14 protein-coding genes are annotated in these 23,076 nt (G+C 71.0%); 6 read left to right on the top strand and 8 right to left on the bottom strand.

The annotated features are described in order from the left end of the window. Positions 1 to 4: 4 nt before the first annotated feature. From QHF83_RS17585 to QHF83_RS17575, 3 genes are all read right to left on the bottom strand, one after another. The gene (locus tag QHF83_RS17585; RefSeq protein WP_282419006.1) at positions 5 to 2,656 is read right to left on the bottom strand and encodes an ATP-binding protein; all 2,652 of its coding nucleotides are present in this window, start codon (positions 2,654 to 2,656) and stop codon (positions 5 to 7) included. A gap of 106 nt (positions 2,657 to 2,762) precedes the next feature. Further along, positions 2,763 to 4,460: an ABC transporter substrate-binding protein gene (locus tag QHF83_RS17580; RefSeq protein WP_282419005.1), complete on the bottom strand. Its 1,698-nt coding sequence runs from the start codon at positions 4,458 to 4,460 to the stop codon at positions 2,763 to 2,765. A 151-nt stretch (positions 4,461 to 4,611) separates the two neighbouring features. Next, positions 4,612 to 6,564, bottom strand: a complete 1,953-nt coding sequence (locus QHF83_RS17575) for a MopE-related protein (protein ID WP_282419004.1) — start codon at positions 6,562 to 6,564, stop codon at positions 4,612 to 4,614. A 172-nt stretch (positions 6,565 to 6,736) separates the two neighbouring features. On the opposite strand from QHF83_RS17575, the gene QHF83_RS17570 reads away from it, so the two are divergent. Together QHF83_RS17570 and QHF83_RS17565 are read left to right on the top strand one after the other, a co-directional pair. After that, positions 6,737 to 8,329 (top strand): ATP-binding cassette domain-containing protein, encoded by a 1,593-nt coding sequence (locus QHF83_RS17570; protein ID WP_282419003.1) that lies wholly within the window; start codon positions 6,737 to 6,739, stop codon positions 8,327 to 8,329. Continuing rightward, positions 8,326 to 9,237 (top strand): nucleotidyltransferase family protein, encoded by a 912-nt coding sequence (locus tag QHF83_RS17565; protein ID WP_282419002.1) that lies wholly within the window; start codon positions 8,326 to 8,328, stop codon positions 9,235 to 9,237. The genes QHF83_RS17570 and QHF83_RS17565 overlap by 4 nt, the downstream gene beginning before the upstream one ends. 4 nt (positions 9,238 to 9,241) lie before the next feature. On the opposite strand, the gene QHF83_RS17560 is transcribed toward QHF83_RS17565, so the two are convergent. Continuing rightward, a complete protein-coding gene (locus tag QHF83_RS17560; protein ID WP_282419001.1) occupies positions 9,242 to 10,516 on the bottom strand; it encodes a vWA domain-containing protein in 1,275 nt (424 codons plus the stop codon). A gap of 592 nt (positions 10,517 to 11,108) precedes the next feature. On the opposite strand from QHF83_RS17560, the gene QHF83_RS17555 reads away from it, so the two are divergent. The 3 genes from QHF83_RS17555 to QHF83_RS17545 all read left to right on the top strand — a co-directional run bounded on the left by QHF83_RS17555 (position 11,109) and on the right by QHF83_RS17545 (position 13,147). Further along, positions 11,109 to 11,345 (top strand): hypothetical protein, encoded by a 237-nt coding sequence (locus QHF83_RS17555; protein ID WP_282419000.1) that lies wholly within the window; start codon positions 11,109 to 11,111, stop codon positions 11,343 to 11,345. Positions 11,346 to 11,454: 109 nt separating this feature from the next. After that, positions 11,455 to 12,531 carry a hypothetical protein gene (locus QHF83_RS17550; protein WP_282418999.1) on the top strand — a complete coding sequence of 359 codons (1,077 nt, stop codon included), beginning with the start codon at positions 11,455 to 11,457 and terminating at the stop codon, positions 12,529 to 12,531. A gap of 4 nt (positions 12,532 to 12,535) precedes the next feature. Further along, entirely contained in the window at positions 12,536 to 13,147 is a 612-nt protein-coding gene (locus QHF83_RS17545) for a sigma-70 family RNA polymerase sigma factor (RefSeq protein ID WP_282418998.1), read from the top strand. A gap of 121 nt (positions 13,148 to 13,268) precedes the next feature. On the opposite strand, the gene QHF83_RS17540 is transcribed toward QHF83_RS17545, so the two are convergent. The 3 genes from QHF83_RS17540 to QHF83_RS17530 form a co-directional block, all read right to left on the bottom strand. Next, positions 13,269 to 14,837 carry a hypothetical protein gene (locus QHF83_RS17540; protein WP_282418997.1) on the bottom strand — a complete coding sequence of 523 codons (1,569 nt, stop codon included), beginning with the start codon at positions 14,835 to 14,837 and terminating at the stop codon, positions 13,269 to 13,271. Between the two features lie 102 nt (positions 14,838 to 14,939). Continuing rightward, positions 14,940 to 18,065 carry an FAD-dependent oxidoreductase gene (locus QHF83_RS17535; protein ID WP_282418996.1) on the bottom strand — a complete coding sequence of 1,042 codons (3,126 nt, stop codon included), beginning with the start codon at positions 18,063 to 18,065 and terminating at the stop codon, positions 14,940 to 14,942. A 145-nt stretch (positions 18,066 to 18,210) separates the two neighbouring features. Next, the gene (locus tag QHF83_RS17530; RefSeq protein ID WP_282418995.1) at positions 18,211 to 19,098 is read right to left on the bottom strand and encodes a 5'-3' exonuclease H3TH domain-containing protein; all 888 of its coding nucleotides are present in this window, start codon (positions 19,096 to 19,098) and stop codon (positions 18,211 to 18,213) included. A 219-nt stretch (positions 19,099 to 19,317) separates the two neighbouring features. On the opposite strand from QHF83_RS17530, the gene QHF83_RS17525 reads away from it, so the two are divergent. Next, positions 19,318 to 21,666, top strand: coding sequence for an ATP-binding protein (locus QHF83_RS17525; protein WP_282418994.1), 2,349 nt, complete (start codon positions 19,318 to 19,320; stop codon positions 21,664 to 21,666). Between the two features lie 6 nt (positions 21,667 to 21,672). Here the strand turns inward: QHF83_RS17525 and hflX are convergent, their stop codons facing one another. After that, a complete protein-coding gene (gene hflX, locus QHF83_RS17520) occupies positions 21,673 to 23,055 on the bottom strand; it encodes a GTPase HflX (RefSeq protein ID WP_282418993.1) in 1,383 nt (460 codons plus the stop codon). Positions 23,056 to 23,076 lie beyond the last annotated feature (21 nt).

Here is a 23,076-nt window from a genome sequence, read left to right as displayed (position 1 = left end):
GCCATCAAGGGAACACTTCACGGAGGAGCGCGTCGGCCGCGACGGGCTTCACGTAATGCCGGGCAAAACCCGCCTCGAAGGCGCGGCGTTTGTCGTGCTCCTGGCCGTAGCCGGTCACCGCGACGAGCATGATGCGATCGCCGTAGGCCGCGCGTAGCTCGAGCGCGAGCTCGTAGCCATCCATGACCGGCAAGCCGATGTCGAGGATGCCGACCTCGGGCCGGAACGACGCGGCGACGGAGAGCGCCTGCGGGCCGTCGTGCGCGATCTCGACCTCGTGGCCGTAGCTCGCGAGGACCTCGGCGAGCATCTGCGCCGCGTCCCGGTTGTCGTCGACGACGAGGACCCGCCGCACCTTGCTGAGCCGCGGCGAGACAGGCTCACGGAGGTCCGGCGAGGAGGCGCGGCTCGGCGAAAGCGCAGGCAGGCGCACCTCGAACTCGCTGCCCCTGCCCGGGCCGTCGCTGCGCGCGCTCACCGTGCCCCCGTGCAGCTTGACCAGGCTGCGCACGAGCCCGAGCCCGAGCCCGAGCCCGCCCCCCGCGCGATCGGCGCCCCGCGCGCCCTGCACGAAGAGGTCGAAGATCACGGACAGCATCTCGGAGGGGATGCCGCTGCCGTCGTCCCGCACCGAGAGGATGACCTCGCCCCCCTCGCGCCGCGCCGCGACCGCGATGTGCCCGCCCGCGTCCGTGTACCGGGCCGCGTTCGTGAGCAGGTTCGCGAGGACCTGCGCCATGCGGGTCTCGTCCACGTCCACGAGGAGCCCCTCGGCCGGCACGTCCACGCGGAGTTCGTGCCGCTTCTGCTCGAAGAGGGGGCTCGCGAGCTCGATGGCCTGCGAGAAGACGCGGGCGATCTCCATGGGGCGCGTGCTGAGCTGGATCTTGCCGCGCATGATGCGCGAGACGTCGAGCAGGTCGTCGACGAGCGAGACGAGGTGCTGGACCTGGCGTTCGATGACATCGCGCTCGCGCTCGATGCCCGCGGTGCGCCCCTTGAGGCGCATCAAGTAGAGCGCCGTGAGGATCGGGGAGAGCGGGTTGCGGAGCTCGTGCCCGAGCAGCGCGAGGAACTCGTCCTTGCGCCGATCGGCGTCGCGGGCGATCTCGTAGGCGTGGCGCAGCTCGGCCTCGGCCTGCTTGCGCTCCCGGATGTCCATGCAGATCGACAGGCACTGGACCGTGCCGTCGCCGTGCACGATGGGCGCCGAGTAGAGGGACATGTCGATGGTGTGGCCGAGCTTGTGCCGGCGCTCGACCTCGATGCCCGAGAGGATCTCGCCCCCCGCGACCCGCGCGATGAACGCCTCGGTCTCGTGAGGTTTGTCCGTGATGGGCAAGAAGTGCCCGACGGCCTCGGCCGCGGACCAGCCGAACATGCGCTCGGCCGCGGGGTTCCAGACGCGCACGGTGCCGTCGCGATCGAGGATCATGGCCGCCACGGGGCAAGCCGCGATGAACGCGGTGAGCGTGCGGTTCTCGTGCTCGAAGGCGGCGTGGAGCATGGCCCGGTCGAGCGCGACCGCGCTCCGGTGCACGAGCTCCTCGGCGATCGCAGCGCCGTCCGCGTCCGGCGCGCCCTCGGCGCCCCAGCCGAAGAGGAGCACGCCGATCGTGCGGCCCCGCGCCACGAGCGGATGACACAAAAGCGAGCCCGGCGTGGCCGCGCCGCCCCAGCTCGCAGGCGCGAAGCGAGCCTCGATCGCGGCCTTCGACGAGAGACACAGGCGTTCGCCCGTGCGGAAGGTGACCGTGAGGGGGATGTCCGCGTCGAGCGGGAACGACGGGTGCGGCGTCCGGCTCGCCCACGGCGCCAGGCCCTCGTGCTCCAGCACCACGAGCCCCTGCCCGTCCGGCGTGGGGATCGCGAGGACGGCGCGATCGGCCGCGAGGGCCGCGCGCGCGTCCCCCACCACGGCGCGCGCGACCTCGAGCGGCGTCGTGGCCGCGGCGAGCGCAGCCGTCGTGTGCTGGAGGCGATCGTGCCGCCGCGCGAGGAGCGAGAGCTCGGCGCGCGCCTTCCGCTCGGCGTCTTCGAGGCGCGCCCGATCGAGGGCGAGCGCGCACTGGCGACCGAGCGTCACCGCGAGCGCCCGGTCGTCCTCGGTGAACCGCACGCTCGCCGGGAAGATGAAGCCGAGCCCGCCGAGGACCCGATCCCCCACGAGGAGCGGAAGCGCGATGCGTGGCCCGCGCGGACCGATCATGGCCCGCACGGCGTCCGGAAGCGCGGCTGCCCACTCCGCTTCGGTCTCGATGAACACGGGCGCGCGCGTTCGCACGGCCATCGCGAGCGGGGTCGAGACGTCGAGTGAATGCCTTCGCCACTGCGCGAGCGTGTCCTCGGGCATCCCTCTCCCGTCGAGGATCACGAGCGCATCGCCCTCGACCCTCGCGAGGAGCGCCGCGCTCGCCCCGAGCGCTGCCGCGCCGAGCTCGAGGATCACCTTCGCGACGGCCTCTTCGCTCGTCGCGGTGAGGAGCGCGATCGTGATCTCCTCGAGGCAAGCGAGGCGCCGGCGAGCGCCGCACGCGTGCGTTTCGTCGGATCGCGCGGGAGCTCTGCTCTCCTCGCGGAGAACCGAGGATCGAGCGTCCGAAGTGAAGAAGAGATCGCTCCCAGAATCCCCCTCCCAATGTCCAGCACGATCCATGATTTGTCGAAAATCTTCCCCGCCTTGGCCCAGCCGCGAAACCCGTGAAGATCCTGATACTCCGTCGGGGAATTCCGGAGCGGGATGGGCTCGTTCCTGCGCGAAATCACCGGGGAAATGCGGCCTCGGGCGCTCCGATGGCCGCCGAGAGATCCCGCACGCAGCGCGGCAATCCGGCCGGATCCGGGCTCGCGGCGAGGATCCGCGCGGCCTCCGGGGAAACCCCGACGAGCAGGCACTCGGCGCCGATCAGGCGGAGCGCGCGCGAGAGGCGCAGGACGAGCGAGAGCGCCTCCTCGTCGATCAGGCGCGCGCCGGTCACGTCGACGATCACGCGGCGCGCCGAGCGTTCCCAGGCCGCGCGCAGCGCGCGCTCCTCGATGTCGGCCGCGCGCTCCCGATCGATGCGGCCCACGAGCGGCAGGAGCAAGACGCCCGGGAGCACGGGCGCGAGGGGCGCGGCGAGCTCGCGGATGAGCGCGCGTTGTGCCTCGATCCGCGCGTCCTGCCGCGCGTGCGCCTCTTCGAGCTCCATGTGCTCGACGAGCGCCTCCTCGGCGAACGCGCGGGCCCGGATCGACTCGTCGAGCGCGCGTTCGAGCTCGCCGAGCTCGTCGTCCTCGAAGGTCGAGAGCCCGAGATCGGGCGCGCCCCACGCCATGTCGGCGAGCCTGTCGAGGATGCGGTGGATGCGCTCGCGGGCGGGCTCGGAGAGGGTGTACGGCGGCGCCGGCGGGCGCTCGGAGCGATGGGCGCAGAAGGGCGCCGCTCGCACGGCGCCGAGCGGATCGTCGAAGGAGAACTCGCGCACGCCGTCGAGATGCGGGGCCGTGTCGGCCATGCCGAGGCGCGCTGCGATCCCGCGCACCGGTTCGGCCTCGAAGATCGCGCGCGCGGCGGCGAGGTGCTCGACGTCGCCCGCGAGCTGCCCCCAGCGCTGCATCTGCGCGAGGATCCACACGCCGTACTCCACGAACGGCGTGGGGGCGAAGCCGAGGCGATCGGGGCCGAGGTCGTCGCTCGGGCTCATGGGCTCGCCGGCGAGGGCTTTTTCGAGGGCGGAGCGCGCCTCCACGGGCAGGTAGCCGCGGGCGACGACGAGGCCGGCGGCGGCGCGGCGACCTTCGGGATCCATGTGATCGAGCTCGGCCTGGGCCTCGACGACGGCTTCGAGGAGCATGGCGGCGCGCTCGGGCGTCTCTCGCCAGAACCTCGCCCCGAACGAGAGCGAGCAGCAGGGATGGCCGCGCCAAACCTCGCGGCTCTGCATGCAGGCCACGCCGCCCCCGCGATCCACGACGAGCTGCGCGAACGGCTCGGGGAACATCGCGCCGTCGATGCGCCCGAGCGCGAGCCAGCGCGGCATGCGCGGCGGCGGGACCTCGCGGATCGTGAGGTCGATCAAGGGATTGACGCCTCCACGCGCGAGCCAGTCGCAGAGCAGGTAATACTGCATCGAGAAGCGGTGCGGCACGCCGAGGACCTTGCCCACGAGCTCGTATGGCGCGGTGATCCGGCCGTGGTTCTTGCTCATGACGAGCGTGCTGCCGTTCTGGTTCTGGAGGGCGCGGACGCGGATGGGGGCGGCGCGGCCGTCGATCCCGAGGCCCGTGGCGAGGGCGAGGGGCGCGAGGACGTGCGCGGCGTCGACCTTGTCGTGGGTGAGCAACCGCCGCACGGCGTCCCAGCTCGGGGCCCTGCGGAGCTCGACGGAGAGCCCCTTCTGTTCGAAAAACCCCCGCGACGCCGCATACAGGAGCGGCATGCTGCAAGCGATCGGCACGTAGACGATACGAAGGGTCATCCGCCCCCGGGCTCCTCGTCCCCTCCCTGAAGCTACGCGTGTGAAGGTATCACGCGCGCCCCGCCGCCGGGCAGCGGCGGGCACGGAAAACGCAGGTGTTCGGGATCACGCGGGCACGAGACGAGCCGCGCCTACGCCCGGGCGGGCCGGCTCAGAACTCGCATTGGTTCGTCGCAGGATTACAATACGATCCTGCGGCGACGAACGGGCAGACGTCGCCGAAGTATTGCGTGCAGGGAATGCCGCAGGCGTAGGCGGTGTGCGTGTAGCAGATCTGCCCGCCCGAGCAGTCGGCGTCCGAGGCGCAGCGGCAGTTGAAGTCGTCGGGGATCATGTTCCCGTTCTCGTCCTGGCCGTCGCAACACTCGGTGACGTAATAATCGCTCGCGCTGCAGTCCTCGTCCGCGCAGTCGGTGGCGCCGTCGCAGTCGTCGTCGACGCCGTTCTTGCAAGCCGCGACGCCGAACTCGGGCTTGCCGGGGCCGCCATTGAGACAGATCGCGCAGATGCCGACGCTCGCGCAATCGGGATCGGCGCAGTCGACGTAGACGTCGCCGTCGTTGTCGAGGCCGTCGTCGCACTTCTCCTTCGGGTTCGGCTCGATCTCCACGTTGAGCACGAAGGGCCCCTCGTTCGCGCCGAGCTCCGGATCGACGGTGTACCCGTCGAGGAACACGTAATACGTGCCCGGATAGAGCAGCGTGAAGTCGAGCTTCGCCGACCAGGTGACGCCCGCGCTGTCGTCGTCGCAGCCGATCTCCTTGCCGGAGTTGCATTTGCCGGTGCGGACGTAGAGCGTGGAGTCGAAGCTCGTCCCGATGGAGTCGAGGTGGACGCGCGAGGGCTGATTCAGCACGAAATAGAAGACCGCTTCGCCGGCGTCGCCGCCGCAGACGCCCTTCGTCTCGCTCACGTTGCCCGTGGTGTCGCCCGTGTACTGGCCCGTGCCGGGGATGAGCTTCGGCGAGAGGCAGTTCGCCTGCTGGAGGATGCAGATCGGGTTGTTCGCGCAGTCGGGATCCTGGCAGTCGACGAGCGTGTCGTTGTCGTCGTCGAGCCCGTTGTTGCAGACCTCGGGCTTGGGCGAGCAGTTCGGCGAGAAGAAGCACGCCGGGTCGGCGCAGTCGATCTTGTTGTCGCAGTTGTTGTCCTTGCCGTCGTCGCAGATCTCGGCCGTGCAGTTCTGGCAGGCCGGCGAGACGATGCAGCTCGGATCGGCGCAATCGACGAGCTTGTCGCAATCCTCGTCGACCCCGCCCGTGCACACCTCGGGCGTGCCCGGCGGCTGGCAGGCGCACGGGAAGATGCCGAAGCAATCGGGATCGGCGCAGTCGACGAGGAGATCGCAATCCTCGTCGGCCCCGGAGCTGCAAAACTCGGTCTGCGCCTGGCAGGAGCACGCGGTCGAGCCGAAGCAGTCCGGATCGTCGCAGTCGATGCTGCCGTCGCAATCGTCGTCGAACCCGTTGTCGCAATCGAGCGCCTCGCTCGGCTTGCAGCCGCAGGCCGGCGTGCCCACGCAGTCGCTGTCGAAGCAGTCGACGATGGTGTCGCAGTCGTCGTCCTCGCCGTTCGCGCACGTCTCGCCGCCCGGCTTTGGCACGCAACCGCAGGTCGGCGCGAGCAGGCAGGCGGGATCCGCGCAGTCGGCGACGCCGTTGCAGTCGTTGTCCGCCGCGTCGGTGCAGATCTCGGGGCTGCCCGGGAAGACCTTGGGGTTCAAATCATTGCAGTCCGTGCCGCCGCACGCGAGCGGGGGAAAACCATCCGCGTCGTCGTCGCGCGGGCCGTTCTGACAGACGCCGTCGATGCACGTGTCGGTCGTGCAAGGGTCCGCGTCGACGCAATCCTGGGGCACGACGCACGAAGGCGCGCCGCCCACGCCGCCTTGCCCGCCGCCGCCCGTGCTCGTGGAGGTCGCGCCTCCCACGCCGCCTTGCCCGCCCGCGCCGCCCGGGCCGGTCTCCTCCGGAGGTGTGCCGATACCGGTGCGGCTGCACGCCGCGAAGGAGAGGCCCGCGAACGCGAGCGCCGAGAAGAACGACAGCGCCCGCGCGTGGCCGCGGAGCCGAGACGAGCGGGGAGCGGAGTGGAAGGTCGACATCGGGGTGCTCGCGTGAAGGCTCGCCCGCGGGATCCCCGCGGCGGCCGCGCCGATGCTATCAAGCCGTGACGCCCCCGGGTGAAGTTCATGGCCGAGCTCGCCCGCAAACGTCCCCACCCAAGTGCCCGAGCTGGCCCCGACCTCCCCGCGAACCTCCCTCGCCCCCGCGCGCATGCTGCTCCGCGGGGCCGGGCCGAGCCTCGGGGTCGTCGCGGCCGCGGCGTGCGCGCAGCGTGTCGCCCTGCCCCTCGCGGCCCTCTGGCTCGGCGACCGCGGGCCCCGCGACGCGCTCGTCCTGCTCGCGGTCGCGGCCGCCCTGAGCTTCGTTCGCGCGCGGGCCGCGGATGCCCTCGCGCGTGAGGTGCGCCTCCGCCTCGTCGATTTGTTCGTTGCGCCGCTCGAACGTGGCGCGGTCGTGGCGATGCCGCCTCCGGAGGTCACGTCCGCGCGGCTCTCGACGGCGCTGCCCGTGCTCGTGAGCTGGGCCGTGGAGGGCGTGGCCATCCTGGTCGCCGGCGCGATCGCCGTGCCCGCGGTGACCGCGCTGCTCGTCTCGGCGCTCGGCGCGTCCGCGCTCGCGCCGCTCCTCGCAGCGGGCGTGACGGGCGGGCTCGTCACGATGCTCGGCGCGTCGCGCGTGGAGGCGGCGTGGGACGTGGTGTTCGAGCGATCACGCGTGCTCTTCGCGCGGGCATCGGCGGGGTTTGCCGGCGCGGCGGAACTCGTGGCCCATGGGCGCGCGCGGGCCTTCGCCGACGAGCTCCGGGCGGAGGTGTCGGCGTGGTCCTCTGCGGAGCTACGCGCCCGCGCCACGAGCGCGATCGCGGGCTGGGGCGCGCTGCTCGCGACGATCGCCGCGGCGCTCGGCGCGGCGGAGCTCTTCGGCGTGAAGGCGTTCGAGGCGGGCGTTGGGCGCGACGTGCATCGGTCGCTGCTCCTCGTGCTCGCCGCGATCCCCACGTTGCAGATGACGATCGCGGGGCTCGGGAACTTCGTCCACGCGCGGGGCGAGCTCGCGTCGCTCGGGGACATGCTCGCGAAGGGCGAGGCGGAGGTTCGTCCGAGGAACGTGGACGCGCCTGCTCGCGCGCTCGATCCTCGCGCGGAGATCCGGCTCGACGGCGTGGGATACGCGTATCCACCGCGGCAAGGCGCCTCCGCGTCGAACACGCCCGCGCTGCGGGACGTCTCGCTCGTGCTCCCGGCCGGCGAAAGCCTCGCCGTGCTCGGGCCGAACGGCGCGGGGAAAACGACGCTGCTCTATCTCCTGCTCGGGCTGGTTCGTCCGGACGAAGGGCGTGTCCTCGTGGACGGCAAGGAGCCGCCGGGGCCGGGACATGCGCGCTTCGGGGATCGGGTGGCCTTCGTCTCGCAAGCGCCGTTCGAGCCGCCGGACGCGACGATCGCCGCGTCGCTGCGCGCCTTCGACGCGGACGCGCCCGACGCTCGCCTCGCCGCCGCGCTCGACGAGGTGGGGCTCTGGGACACGCTCCGGGCCCGCGCCGGCTCGGATGCAGCGGCGCTCGCGCTTCGCCTCGGCTCGCTCTCGCGCGGGCAAGCGCGGCGCGTGATGCTCGCGCGGGCGCTCGTGCGGGAGGCCGATCTCGTGGTGCTCGACGAACCCGAGGCTCACCTCGATGCGGCGAGCGTCACCGAGCTCGCCGGCCTGCTACGACGCCTCGCCGCGCGCCGCCGCGTCATCGCCGCGATCCACGATCCCGCCGTGCTCGGCTTCGCAAACCACGTGCTCCGGCTCTCCGCATGACGCCGCTCCCGACGCCCATCCTCGACCTCTTGCGTGATCCGCGCGCCGTGATGCCCGCGCCCGCGCCGCAGGCGCACGCCGAGGCGATGCTGCGGGCGCACGTGCTCGAGCAAATCTCGCGCGCGCTCGTGGCGCGAGGGGAGCGCGCGATGCTCGTGAAAGGCGCGGCGCTCGCGCTCACGGTGTACCCCTCGCCTGCCGCGCGACCGATGTGCGACGTGGATCTGCTCGTGCCGCCGCGGCGCGAGCGCGCGGTGATCGAAGCGCTCGCGGCCGCGGGGCTCGAGCTGCACGAGAATCGCTTTCGCCCGAAGAGTCGCGAGATGCTCGGCGAGACGCAGCTCGTCGCGCGCGCCGGGGAGATGCGCCTGCTCGTGGAGGTGCACGGGACACTCGACAAGATCGTGCCGCGGCCGATCGACCTCGCGGCGGTGGAAGAACGCGCGAAGCCCGCGCCGGCGCTGCCGGGGCTCTTCGTGCCGTCGGCGGAAGATCATGCGCTCCTCGTGGCGCTGCACGCGGCGGGGCACGAGTTCCGGCACGACATGGCGTGGCTCGACCTTTCTTTTTTGCTGCGAGCCGGGCTCGACACGGGGATCCTCGTGGAGAGAGCGCGCGACTTCCGACTCGGGACGGTGATGTTCGTGGTGCTCTCGACGCTGCGAGCGCTCGGCGCTGCGAGCGTCGATCCCGCGCTCGTCCAGGCCTTCGATCCCGGACTTCTCCGCCGCGCGGCGCTCGTGCCGTTTTACGACGTCGGTGGGTTTCCGGTGCCGCGCACGAAGGCCGCGCTCGGCGTGCGGTGGGTCGTGGGACAAACGCCGCTGCGGGATGATCTCGGCGCATGGGCGCGAGGGCTCGCGCGGTATGCGGCGGCGCGCGTGGCGGATCGGATCGCGGCGAGGTGACGCCTCACTTCGGGATCGCGATCACCGACTCGCAGCCGAAGGCCACGTTGAGCTGCGCGCTGTTGTCCCCCTTGATCTTCGAGCATGCCTCGGGGCACAGGATGATCTGGGTCGGTTTGGCCGGGTCGTCGTAATACCAGCTCCCGGGGACGTCGGCGCAGACCGCGGCATCGGCCGCCTTCGTGAAGGTGACCTCCGGCGAGCCGTCGCTCGGCTTGTACACGACGTTGACCAGGTTCGGGTCGAGCGTCTCTCCCGGGGGCGGCGCCGGGATCGCGATTTCGCAGGACAGCGCCTTGCCGCGGATCTCGTTGAGGGCCTGGATGAAGGCGTCCGTCGTCCCTTGATTGCCGTCCACCAGGAACGCCTGATTCGTCCCGCCCGCCGCTGCGATGGCGTTGAGCGACGAGAGCAGGTCCCCCACGCCGATGACGTAGACGGGGATGCTCGGCGAGCCCGTGAACGCGTCCTCTGCGACCTGCGTGGGCGGGGTGTAATCCTCGTCGTCGTCGGTCCCGCCCGAGCAATCGCCCTTCGGCTCGCCGTCCGTCGCGAGCACGACGACGACCACGTGATCCGGGTTCTCCGCCGCCCGCTGCTTCGCGTACTCGACGGCGCCCTGGAGCCCCGCCGACATGGGCGTGCCGTTGCACGGGCACGGCGTGAAATCGAGCGCTTCGGCAATCGGCGTCGCGTTGGCTGGCAGCGCGGCGATGGGCACCTCGGGCGTCGCGTATTCGTTGATGTCGCACATGTTGTCCTGGCATTTCGTCTGGCCAGGCGTGGGCGCCTGATACGGCGGGAAGAACCCGAGGCCGACGTTGATCCCGGTGGAGTTCGGGTCCTTCATGAACCCGTTCAGCGCCGTGGTGACGTCCTTCCACCGCGGGATGGAGACGAGCCCGCCGTCCTCCACCGCGGAGGTGCAATCGTCGTACTTGGACGTGTCGTGGTAGCCGACCATGGATCCCGACTGATCGAGCATCACGTACATGTCGAGCGGGCGCAGTTCGGCGGTCTTGTTCGTGGAGACGCACGCATCAATCCCGGAGCTCGAGCTGCCGCCGTTCCCGCTCCCGCCGACGCCAGGGAAGCCGATGCCGCCGGTCCCGCCGGTCCCGCCGGATCCACCATTGCCGCTGCCTCCTTGGTTGCCCGAGCCGGCGTTGCCACCTTCGCCGCCGCACGCGGGTATGGCGAGCGCGGGCGCGACGAGCAAAAGGGATAGCGAGAGCGCGAGGCGGTTGGCGAATGCGTATCGGGGTTTCGTGCGGCTCATGGCTTCGTCCTCTCGTTGGGCGGAGATTCGTGGAGCCGCGGCTGGCTCGATGGCGCGGAAGCGCCCGCCGTCGCGCGTCTCCGTTTCGGCCCCGAAGGTAAAGGATGGGCGCCCGATACGCGAGCCGGAATCGTGCCTACCAACGATTCCGACGAGGGTGCGTATATTTGACGACATTCAAACTGCCATCACGCGCCCTGCGCGCTCGGCAGGGTGGAGGCGGGAACGGAAGCGCAAGCGCGAGCGGAGGGGGACGGCATTCAGGGATCCCGCTCGGGGACGGCGATGGGCGCGTATGCGGTACGGCACTCCCGCAGCGGACAACCGATTCTCGGCATAGCACGTGACCATGGAGCGCAACAGAATCTGTGGGAGACATTGCGGTACCGATTCGAGAACGTCGGAATGTGGTTGTTGCCCGAGCTGAATGCCGCGAGCGCCACCCATTCCTCGCGATGCCTTCGAGCCCTGACCACCTCGGGAACGCGAAGCACCGTACAATGCGGCCGTGACAATCCTGCTGGGAGCAGCACTATCTCGACTGCGAGCGAGATTGACCTCGGGATGCAAAGGACGGTACCGTGTCCTTGCCATGCGAGACAAACACAGTACGCGCACGAAGTGGGCAGAGCTGTGCCGCTCGAATGAGTTCAGCGGGCGATGGGTGGCGCTCGAAAATGTCGAGTACAAGCCCGGCAGGAGCGAGCCGCACGAAGGCGACGTGGTCGACAGGGATTCGGATATCGGCCAGCTGTGCAGCCGGATGAGAGAGTCCGAACGCAATCAATGCGTGATTCTTCACTGCGGCGACGCCGACGGCGAGCCATGACCCAGGCCGCCCGTCCCACGCACGGAACACCGGTTTGGCGCGCAGCAAGCTTATCAACAGCCTGCTAGGCACCTGGTCGATCGGCCTGCGCTGAGCGATGCTCCCCGCCGTGCGCTCCCCTCCCCGACCCATCGCCTCCCTTTCCCTCTGCGCGGGCGCGACCGCCCTTGCCCTCGCGCTCGTCGCGCCGCGCGCGGGGGCGGAGCCCGAGCTGGTGCGCTTCGCTTGGGTGCGGGCGCAGGGCGCGGACGCATGCTCGAGCCAGCAGCAGATCGCCGACCTGGTGACGGCGCGGCTCGGGAGGAGCCCGTTTGCAGCCGACGCGGAACGCTCGATCGAGGCCATCATCTCGCGCCCGGAGCGCGGTTTCCGCGCCGAGATCTACGTGCGGGGCCGCGACGGGGCGCTCGCCGGCGTGCGCGAGCTGACGAGCGAGGCGACGGACTGCGGCCCGATCGAGGCCGCGAGCGTGCTCGCCGTCGCTCTCGCCATCGATCCCGAGGCTGGCATGTCCCCGCCTCCTCCGCCCCCTCCTCCGCCGCCCGCAGCCACGCCACCGCCACCGGCGCCTCCGCAGCCGCTGCCCTCTGTCACACCCGCCGTGCCCGCCGCCGCCGCGCCGACTGTGCCCGCCACCGCGCCGACCGTACCCGCCGCCGCGCCCACGCCGCCGGAGGTGCTCGGAGCCTCGGGGATCGCGCTGCGGGGCGGGCTCGGCCTCGGGCTCTTGCCGAAGGCGGCGCCGGGCGTCGGGCTTTCGGGGCACGTGGCGGTCGCGCCGCGGGTGCAGATCACCGGCGAGGCGCTGTGGCTGCCGGAGGCGCGGACGGAAGGCGGGCAGTTTGGCTTCGGACTGTCGACGCTCGCGCTCGGGGCGTGCGTCGACGTGGCGCGGACCGGCGCGGCGGATCTGGCCGCTTGTGGGTCGCTCTGGGCGGGGGCGCTCCACGCCGTCGTCTACGATCTGGAGCCGGCGGAGCCCGGGGACTGGTTCTGGGCGGCTGCGGCGATCACGCCGCGGCTTCGCGTGCGTCTCGCGCCGCGCCTGCACGCCGAGATGGGCGTGCACGTGCTCGTGCCGATCACACGGCGCCCGTTCGAGGTGAAGGGGTGGACAACGCCCATCTTCGAGCAAGCCCCGGTGACCGGGCTGCCGTTCGTGGGGTTGGGGGCGAATTTTCCGTGAAGGTTTGGCGCACCTCCGCGCATTCACGGCCAGCCGCGTGATCTTCGCCGCCCTCGCCCCCCGCACCGCCACCGCGCCCTCCTCCACCACGAACGAGCTCGACGTGCTCGCGGTGCACGAGGCGCAGGCCGACTTCGTGTGGCGATCGCTCCAGCGGCTCGGCATCCGGCCGGCCGATCTGGAGGACGTCTTCCAGGAGGTGTTCGTCGTCGTGCACAAACGCCTGCACACCTTCGACGGGAGCTCGGCCCTGACGACATGGCTCTTCGGCGTGTGCCTCCGGGTCGCGGCGGCGCACCGGCGGCGCGCGTGGTTCCGCCGCGAGGTGCCGACCGACGACGTCGCGGCGACGTTCGAGGCGCCTACCGGCGAGTCCCCCGACGTCGCGCTGGAGGCGCGCCGCGCGCGGGCGACGCTCGACCGCGTGCTCGACGAGATGGACCTCGACAAGCGCGCGGTCTTCGTGATGTTCGAGCTGGACGAGCTGCCTTCGGAGGAGATCGCGGCGATCCTCGGCGTCCCCGTTGGCACGGTGTGGTCGCGGCTCAGCGCCGCGCGCAAGCAGTTCCAGAAGATCGTGGCGCGCCACAAGGCGCGCGGAGGGAGCCTCGAATGAGCGAGCCGACCCGCCTTCGCGACGACGGTCCCGACGACGTGCGCGCGCTGCTCCGCGCCGGATCGAAGACACGCCCGATGACGAAGGCCGAACGCGCCCGCACCACCGCGCGCCTCGGGCGTTACGCCGCCGCCGCCGCCGTGGCGGGAGGGATCTCGTGGCTGCCGGCCGCCGCGCTCTGCGCCGGCCTCGGCGCCGGGACCGCGCTCGTCGCCTGGGGCGTGCATGCCCTCCTCGCGCCCGCGCCGCCGCCGCCGCCGGCCACGCCGCCGCCGGCAGCGCCGTCGCCGGCAACGCCGCCGCCGCCCGCGCCTAGCCCTCCGAAACCGCCCGTGTTGGGGCCTGCGCCTACGCCTCCGAAGCCGCCTTCGCCGCTGCCTACGCCTCCGAAGCCGCCCGTGTTGGGGCCTGCGCCTGCGCCTCCGCCGCCGCCTTCGCCGCTGTTGTAGACGAACAACCCGCACGTGCCCGACATGCAAGTGGTGCTCAGGCAATCCGCGTCCACGGCGCAGGCCTCGCCCTCTTGCTTGGGCACGACGTACAGGTACGCGGCGCCGGCCCTCGTCATCATCCCCTCGGTGTGCTCCTCCGCGCCGACGAGCGCGAATCCATCCCCGAGCGCGAGTCGCCTGCCGAATTGATCGTAGCTCTGCGGATCGGAGGGCAGGTACGTTCGCACCGCCGACCAGGAAACGTCGACCACGCCGTGGTACAGCCGAGCGTGTCCACTCTCGCCCGCGGCCGTCCCGGCCAGCACCACGTTGCCCCGGAGCGCCGGCCAACTATCCCCCTCGAACACTTTGAGCGTCGCGTCATCGCCCTTGGGGTTGTAGAGCCTCCACACGCCATCGCCCCCGAATGCCATGATGTCGCCGTCGAGCGCCACGGTGCGGCCCATATGGGCGTTCGCCCCGAAAAAGCCGAAATGGACGTCCTCGGTCCAGTTCCCGCCTTCGCCTCGAAGGAACCTGTGAACCACCCCGTCGCCCGGTGCTAGGAGCGAAGCGTCCGGCGAGCCGAGGAGCGCGGTGTTCCCCGAGACCGTGACGGACCGCGCAAATCCAGGGGTGGCCGTGACCGGCAAGAGCTTCACGGGCGACGACCACGTCCCGCCCGAACGCGTGAAGACCTGCGCCTCCCCGGAGAGCACCCCGCCGGCCTCGTTCACGCTCGAGGCGAGGATCGTGTCGCCGTCGAGCGCCACGGCGAGCTGCGCGATGTCTCCCGCAGAGACCCTCGGGACGAGGAGCTTGGCCTGCTGCGTCCAGGCGCCGCCGCTCCGAACGAATACGTAGACCGCCCCGTTCTGGCCCGGGAGGTTGTCGGCGCGGGCCATCACCGCCGCCGTGTCGCCGTCGAGCGCCGCGGCCTCACCAAACGCGTCCCCCACCCAGCCGTCACTCGGCGTGAGCGTGGCCTCGAGCGTGGCCACCCCGCCAGCAACCGTGAAGACGTGGGCGGCGCCCATGCCGCCGTCATGAGGCGCGGTGATGAGCGCCGTGTTGCCGCTCACGGCCACGAAGTGCCCGAAGCGGCCCCCCTGCGCGGGCGTCACCTCCGTGAGCTTCTGGGTCTCGGTGACGGTCAGCGCGGAACGCGTGGCCAGGGTCGGGCCCTCGTCGCGCGCCGCGGGCGAGCAGGCGGGGGCCAGGAGCAGAAGCAAGAGCGAAGCACGAAACCAGATACGCATGCGATCTCCTCGGGTTGCGTAAGGATTCGTGAGCCTCGCACGAACGGAAAACCAGTTGGGACACGAACAGCGCGTCCCTACGTGCGATTCGTGCTCGCTCGGTCAGTAGTAGTAGACCTGCACCACGTGCAGCGCGACGAGCACGGGCAGCGGCCAGAACACCACGAGGTGCGCGCGCGACGTGAAGAGCCGCCGATCACGCGCCTTCATCGCGCCCCATCGATTCGAGATCGCCGTCACGACGCCCGCGATCGCGCCGAGCACGCACACGGCGAGGAAATCGATCGATAGCCAGAAATTCAGGTGGTGGCCGAGCCTGAGGCCCGTGTGCACCACGAGCGCGAAGATCGTCGAGGCGCCGATGATGCCGTGGATCGCCCGGAACATGGGCACGTCGAGCCACGTGAATCGCTTCCAGCGCTTGCGCAGCGAGAGCACGAGGCTCACCACGCAGAGGCCGAGCAGCACGTAGCCGGAGATCTGCTTCAGCGTGTCGTCCGTGAAGAGGCGCGCAGGGCCGAGCCGGCCCGCGATCGTCGTCGGCACCGGCATCGGTCGCGACGCGACCGCCACGGCCGACAGGAGGAACGCGCCGATCGACGCCACGAACAGCGGCCTGAGCCCCGACTCGGGCGGCACCGCTTCCTTGCGCGGCGCGACCGACTTGCTGGCCGCACCCTTCTGCGGATGGTCGGGCGGGAGCATGCCGACGCGCTTCGGCGGCACCCAGCTCCGCCGCGCCTGCACGTAGCCGTAGTCGTAGACGCCCTCGTCGAGCGCCTTGAACGCGGCCTCCGCCTCCTCGGCGTACTCGTCCTCCGCCTCGTCCTCGACCTCGTCGTTGATCGCGGGATCCTCGAAGAACGACGGCAAGGGCGGCAGCGGCGTGATCTGCAGGTCCTCGACCGCGCGCGCGGGCTCTTCGAGCAGCGCAGGCGCTCGATCGGATGAGAGGCCGACCTCGGCCTCGTCCTCGGGCAACGCAGGCGGCGCGAGCGCGCGGATCGCCGCTTCGAGGCCCTCGGTGTACGAGGGCGTGGGCGGACGCGACGACACCCGCGGCTTGAGGCTCGGCGGGCGCGAGGACGGCATGCGCCGGCTGCTCGGCACGCCGCTGTCGTAGGTCTCGCGCAGCACGGGCTCGGGCGCGAACGCGGCCGCCGCCTCGGCGCCGAAGTCGGAGAGCCCGGGCGGGACATCCATGAGCGACAAGGTCTTCCGGCGCGCGCGTCCGCTGCTCGAAGGCGGCGGGCTGCCCGGCATGACGATGTTCATGACGGCCGACGAGCGCGGCATCGCGCCCGGGTACGTCGGCCTGCGCTGCGAGACCGGCGCGGGCGTCATCGTGCGGCGCGACGTGGGCGGACGATCCTTGCGCAGCGCGGGCCGCTCGCCCATCCGCACGGAAGGCGGGGGCACGGCGACGGGGACCGCGCCGCTCTCGTCCACGCCGAGCAGCTCCGCGATGAGCGGCTTGCACGAGCCGCAGACCGTGCCCGCGCCCGTCTTGCTGCAGAGCGCCTCGACGTTCCCGCAGCCCTCGACGATCGCCAGGCTGAGCGTGCCGCGCGTGACGCGCATGCAGCCGCAGACGACGGCCTCGTCGGCCCACTCGGTGACCTTCTTCGACTCCTCCTTCGCGAAGAGGTTGCCCGTCGAGCGGAAGCGCCGCATGTCGAAGAACGACATCGGCACGGGCGAGGTGAGCGCGTCGCGGATGCGATCGAGGTTCTCCCAGTCGCCCACGGTGACCGCCCCGATGAGCTTGCCCTGGCGCGTCACGAGCTTGCGGTAGACGCCGCCGGTCGTGTAGCGCAGCGCCGACGAGAGCGGCTTCGTGTCGCCGTCGTACTCGCCGAGCGCGGCGACGGTGACGCCGAGGAGCTTCAACTTCGCGGACTGATCGGCGCCCTTGAACTCCGCGTTCTCGCCGAGCAGGTTCGCCACCAGCACGTCGACCATCTGGTAGCCGGGCGCGACGAGGCCGTACGTGATGCCGCTGTGGCTCGCGCACTCGCCGATCGCGAAGATCTGCTCGTCCGAGGTCTGCAGTCGATCGTCGACGAGGATCCCGCCGTTCGGCGCGCACGTGATGCCCGCGGCCTTCGCGAGCTCGCCGCGCGGGCGGATGCCCGTGGAGACGATGATCATGTCGACGGCGAGGATCTTCCCGTCGTCGAACTCCATCACGAGGCGCTCGGTCTCGTCCTCGAGCGTCTCCTCGGGCTCCTCGTCCTCGACGACCGCTTCCTTCGGCTCCTCGTCCTCCAGCGGATCGTCTTCGACGACGTCGCTACGCGGCGGAGCGAAGCGGTACGGGCCAGCGCTGCCGGGAGCGAGCTCGCCGGGCGTGAGCGACATGAGGGTCTGCCGCGCCTGCCTCTTCGCCTGCTTCTCCGCTTCCTTCGCGAGCCGCTCGGCTTCTCTCTCGGCCTTCTTCTTCGCGGCGAGGTGCTCCTTCGTGGAGACCACGCTCTTGATCTTCTTGCCGACCTGGACCTTGACGCCGAGCTCCTCGATCTTCTCCTTGAGCACCACGGCGCCCTGCGCGTCGAGCTGCCGCGGCATGAGGCCCTGCGCGACCTCGATGACCTGGACCTCGATCGGATGCAGCCTCCGGCCGAGGTCGTAGATCGCCTTCGCCGCCTCGAGGCCGAGCAAGCCGCCGCCGATCACGGCGACGCGGAGCGAGCCCTCGATGTGCGCCTCGATGCTGTAGACGTCGTCGAAGGTCCGGTAGACGAAGATGCCCCTGCGCAGCCGCTTCGAGCCGTCCTCGGCCTTGACGTGCACGCCCTCGATGGGCGGCACGAACGGCTCGGAGCCCGTGGCGAAGACGAGGCGGTTGTACGGGACGCGGCGGCCCGAGTAGGCCTCGACGAAGCTGTGGTCGCGATCGACGCGGATGATCGGATCGTCGAGGTAGAGGTCGATGCCGTGCGACTCGTACCAGTCCTCTTCCGCGAGGATCAGGCTCTCGCCGTCACGGCCACCGAAGATGTCCGTGAGGTGCACGCGGTCGTAGGCGGGGAAGCGCTCCTCGCCGAAGACCACGATGCGAATCGACTGGTTGACCCCGTTCTCGACGAGCTTCTGGCAGAGCCGGTAGCTCACCATCCCGTTGCCGACGATGACCAGCGTTTGCCGGTCGTCGTCCGCAAGAGGCTCGTCAGCATCGGGGAATCCCCCTGCCTTTCCGTCGTATGTGCCCCCCAGTCCGGACGTCACCGGCCTCGTTTCTACACCAGCAGCGGGGCGACGGGCACCTTCTCGACGGCTCGGCCGGGACGGCCCGCAAAATTCGAGCGGCCTGCGTCACGCACCCCACGTGTCCGACGAACTGCCACCGCCGCTTCGCGCCCGCCCCGCGCGCTCAGGAGCGCCAGCGCGTCACGCGCTTGACGAGATCGGGCATCCCGAGCTCCTCGCAGAGGGCCCGGAGCTCCGGCCTCGCCCCCCGGTACGCGAGGTCCTCGAACCCCTCGGTCAGAGGGACGTCGGTCCGGAGCGTGGCGAGCTGCTTGAAGAGGCGGGCCTCGTCGCTCCGCGCGGCGAGGGTCGCGGCGAGCTTCTCGGCGCCCCGCACCTTGATGCCCCACGCCGAGGCCTCGCGCGGGATGCGCTCGATCGTGCCGAAAACGGAAAGCACCGCGGCGGCCGACTTCTCTCCCCACCCCGGGAGTCCGGGATATCCATCCGCCGAATCCCCCACGAGGGCGAGGAAATCCGGGATGGAGGCGGGTTTGACGCCGAATTTCCGGGTGACCCCGTCCGCGTCGAGGACGGCGTTGTCGTTTTTCCGGTCGAGCATGACGACGCGGGTGCCGTCGACGCACTGCGCGAGGTCCTTGTCGACCGAGGCAATCAGGACCTGCCCCGCGTCCTCCGAAAACCGGGCCGCGCCCGCGGCGATCGCGTCGTCGGCCTCGAATTCGACCATGGGCCAGACGACGAGCCCGAGCGCGCGCATGGCGTCCTCGGCCAGGAAGAACTGCGAGGTGAGCTCCTCGGGCAGGCCGTCGCCGGTCTTGTATCCGGCGTAAAGGTCGTTCCGGAACGAACGGACGACGTGATCCGTGGCGCAGGCGATATGCGTGGCGTCGCGCGTGAGGACCATGAGCGTCGAGAGCAGCCCGCGGACAGCGCCGACCTCGCGGCCGTCGGGCGCTTTGCGGGGCGGCTGCGCGAAGTGAGCGCGGAAGAGCTCGTAGGTCGCGTCCACGAGGTGGAGGCGCGGGCGGGCAGGATCGGCGTTTCGCATGTCGGAGACCGGGAATGCGGGTGAGGTGGAGGCCGAAAGGGCGCGTATCCTACGGCGCCGAACGTGGCCTGGGAAGGTCGGGCGCGTTGGGTCCGTCGGGCGCGCCCTGAATCCTGGATACGTACATTTCCGTAGCGCCGTTTTGATCCCTCTTGCGTGCGCATCGGCCTTTCCTTGGCCCTCGGGCTCGTGCGTAGATCGCAGTGGGGGCGTGGACGAATGGGTTCGATCGAGGCACGGCAGCCGGTCCGGAGCCACGGACGATGGCTCGCCGGGCTCGGCGTGGGCCTCGTTGGCGTGGCCCTCCTCCTTTGCATCCGGCTCGGTTTCGAAGAGCGCCTCGGAGCTCGCGCGCGGCTCGTCGAGCTCGTCGTGGCCTTCGCGTTCGTCGTCGCGATCCACGAGGCATTCCGGCGCGCCCTCGCCCGCGCGGAGAGCCAGAACGCCGAGCTCGAGCGCCGCGTCGCGGAGCGGACACGCGAGCTCGAACGGATCGCCTGCGCGCGCACGGCCGAGATCGAGTCGCTCCTCGCCCACGTGCCGTTCGCTTTCGCTTTCTTCGACCGCGCATGCCGTTACCTCCTCGTCAACGCGGCGCTCGCGCGGATGAATGGTTTGTCCACGAACGATCATCACGGCCGCACGATCCACGAGGTCGTCCCGGAGTTCGTCCCCCTCGTGGAGCCGCTGCTGCGCAAGGTCTTCGAGACGGGCGAGGCCGTGGAAGGCATCGAGATCACGGCCGGGGGCAAGGATCGCTCCGAGGAGCTGCGTGATTGGCGTCTCCACCTGTTCCCCGTGCTCGCGCCGGACGGTGCCGTCGCCTCGGTCGGCGTCCTCATCGTGGACATCACCGAGCGCAAGCGCGCCGATCGGATGGAGCTCGCGGTCCGCGACGCCCGCGCGCGCGCCGAGCAGAGCCTGTCGAAGCTCGAGGCGATCCTCGGGAGCATGGCCGAGGCGGTCCTCGTGAGCGACGCGGAGGGCAACTTCGTCTCGCTCAACCCGTCCGCGCGAGACGCCTCCGACGGCGGGATCCGCGAGCATGACCAACCCGTGTCCACGATCGTCGGCATGCACCTGCGCGACTTCGCGGGCAACCTCGTCCTGTCGACGCTCGACGGGCGCGAGCTGCGCCTCGAAGAGTGGCCCATCTCCAGGGCGATCCGAGGCGAGGTGTTCAGCGATCTCGACCTGCGCATGCGTCGCCCGACAGGCGATGCGGTCGTCATCCGCTACGCAGGCCGGGCCGTGCGCGACGCGGAAGGCAAGGTGGAGTTCGGCGTCGTGACGATGCGCGACGTGACCCGCGAGCTCTGCGCCGCGGAGGAGCGCGAGGCGCTGCTCGCGAGCGAGCGCGCCGCCCGCGAAGAGGCCCAGCGCGCGAGCCGGCTCAAGGACGAGTTCCTGGCCACGGTTTCGCACGAGCTCCGCACGCCGCTCACGGCCATCGCGGGCTGGTCCCAGATCCTGCAGAAGCCCGACCTCGCGCCCGCGACGATCGCGCGGGGCCTCGGGGTGATCGACCGCAACGCGCGCCTGCTGACGCAGCTCATCTCGGATCTGCTCGACGTCGGCCGCATCGTGAGCGGCAAGCTCAAGCTCGACGTGTCGTCCGTGGACGTCGAGGCCGTGATCGACGCCGCGCTCGAATCGGTGCGCCACGCGGCGGACGCGAAGAGCATCGAGCTGTCGCGATGCGAAAGCGCGCGCGGACGGACGATCCTCGGCGATCCGGGGCGCATCCAGCAGATCGCGTGGAACCTGCTGTCGAACGCGATCAAGTTCACCTCGCGCGGCGGGGTCGTCGAGGTCTCGTGCACGAGCGACGACACGCGCGTGGAGATCGCGGTGAAGGACACGGGGCAAGGGATCACCCCGGAGTTCTTGCCGCACGTCTTCGAGCGCTTCCGCCAGGCCGACGCCTCGGCAGCGCGCCAGCACGGGGGCCTCGGCCTCGGGCTCGCCATCGTCCGGCACCTCGCGGAGCTGCACGGCGGGCGCGTACGCGCCGAGAGCGAAGGGTCAGGCAAAGGGGCGCGCTTCGTGGTGGAGCTGCCCGTCGCGCCCATCCCGGACGAGAGCCTCACGAACGCGCCGTCCACGCAGCAGAGGAGCCGCGAGAGCACGCGGCCCTCTCTCGCGAACGGGCATGATCTCTCGGGCGCGCGTGTGCTCGTGGTCGACGACGAGCCGGACACGCGCGACGTCGTGCAACGCCTGCTCGAGGAGCACGGCGCCGAGGTCGTCGCCGCGGCGAGCGCGGAGGAAGCGCTCGGGCTCGTCGAGGCGCGATCCATCGACGTGCTCGTGAGCGACCTCGGCATGCCGGGGATGGATGGATTCGCGTTGATCCGCGAGCTCCGGAGCGCCCGCAGGCTCGATCCTTCGCGCTTGCCCGCGGTCGCGCTCACCGCGTTCGTGCGCCCCGAGGATCGGCGCCGCGCGCTCGCCTCGGGCTACCAGGCGCACATCGAAAAGCCGATCGAGCCGATGGAGCTCGTCGCCGCCGTGGGAGCCCTCGCGCTCCGCCAGAGAGGCGTCGCCCGCGATTCGAGCGGCGCCTGACGAGGCCTACTTCTGGACGAGGCTCTGGAGCCGCGCGAGCGCCGCGGGCTCGGCGCGGAGCACGAGGTGCGCGCCGGCTTCGTCGTACGTCTCGGACAGGACCTTCGCGTGCTCGTAGACCTCGCTCACGAGGGCCTGCTTCGTGTACGGCACGACGAGCTCGCCGGGTACCATGAGCGCGTCGAAGAAATCGATGAGGATCTGCCGCAGGCGCGTGATGTCCGCCGGGTCCTTGGCCGACATCAGGATCGCCTCGGGGAACTCGCCGAGGAGGATCGTCCGATCCTCCTCGGCGACCCGATCGACCTTGTTCAGCACGAGCTTGTAGGGCACGCCTTCCGCGCCGATCTCCGCGAGCGTCGAGCGCGTCACCTCGAGCTGGCTGCGGAACGTGGGGTCCGAGGCGTCGGCCACGTAGAGCAGGAGCGAGGCTTCGAGCGCCTCGTCGAGCGTCGATCGGAACGAGGCCACGAGGTCGTGCGGCAGCTTCTTGATGAAGCCGACCGTGTCCGAGACGAGGACGCGCGGTTTGACCTCGGGATGCAACGCGCGCACCGTGGTGTCGAGCGTCGCGAAGAGCTTGTCCATCACGTACACGTCGCTGCCCGTGAGCGCGCGCATGAGCGACGACTTGCCCGCGTTCGTGTAGCCCACGAGCGCGACGCGGCGGGCGTTCTGGCGCAGCGCGCGGCGCGTGGCCTGCTCGCGCTGGATGCCATCGATCTCCCTGCGCAGCTCGGCGATGCGATCGCGGATCTTGCGCCGATCGAGCTCGAGCTGGCTCTCGCCCGCGCCGCGGCCGCGTTGCCGATCGCCGCCGCCGCTCGACTCGCGCAGCCGCGGCGCCACGTAGTTGAGCCGCGCGATCTCCACTTCGAGCCGCGCCTCGCGGCTCCGCGCGTGGCGGTGGAAGATCTCGATGATCACGCCGCTCCGATCGAGCACCTCGGCGCCCGTGCACTTCTCCAGGTTGCGGAGCTGGCTCGGCGAGAGGTCGTGATCGACGACGACGAGCGTCGGCGTCTTCGCCGCGTGCACGACGCCCGCGTCCGCGTCGTCTGCGTCGTCGTCGCCCGGGGCGCTCTCCGGCGCCTCCTCGTACTCCTCGTCGTCGTCGTCGCGCTTTTGCCCGGGCTTCTTGAAGCGCATGCCGGCGGGGCCCGGCCCGCCCGTGATCTCGGCGAGCACGCGGAGCTTCCCTTCCCCGAGCACGGCGCCCTTCGAGACGTGCGAGCGTCGCTGCGACACCGTCGCCACGACGTCGTAGCCGAGCGTGTTCACGAGCCGCCCGAGCTCGGCCATGTCGGCCGCGTGGTCGACGTCGGCGACGGTGGCGAGCTGGACCGCGACGAGGACGGCGGCGGGGCGATCGGTTCCGTTCTTGGACATAGAGGGTACGATTTCGATCGA

Origin of the sequence: Polyangium sp. 15x6, from assembly GCF_029960785.1 — a bacterium.
Taxonomy (GTDB): domain Bacteria; phylum Myxococcota_A; class Polyangia; order Polyangiales; family Polyangiaceae; genus Polyangium.
Note: the sequence above shows the minus strand (reverse complement) of the source record. Positions and strands in the feature narration are given on the sequence as shown.